Below are 288 nucleotides of genomic sequence, written 5' to 3' on the forward strand. Positions count from 1 at the left end.
GGTGGTCCTCCTGCTTGACTTTGAACAGGAGAGCTAATGGAGGTTGAAATCCAGGTATCCCTATTGAAGGAAATAATTGGCCAAACAATCTTTCATCAACGTCTTCATTATAGTAAGGATTTTGGTGATGATGTGAAGATAAAGCAGCTTCCCAATTATAAGGAGTTTGATGATACATATTTACATGACTTGGTTCCATAAAATACACTCCTAACTTTAGTAAGTTCACATCATCCTATTCTTTAGTCATTAACATAGTTACTTGTTTTCTATGAAATGTGCTTTTAC

Annotated in this window: 1 pseudogene; it reads right to left on the minus strand. The window is 35.1% G+C overall.

Going from position 1 to position 288, the window contains the following annotated elements:
• A pseudogene (locus PZE06_RS28965) lies at positions 1-199 on the minus strand (hypothetical protein); the annotation flags it as partial.
• Positions 200-288 lie beyond the last annotated feature (89 nt).

The organism is Robertmurraya sp. DFI.2.37, assembly GCF_029211245.1.
Lineage (GTDB): Bacteria > Bacillota > Bacilli > Bacillales > Cytobacillaceae > Robertmurraya > Robertmurraya methanolica_A.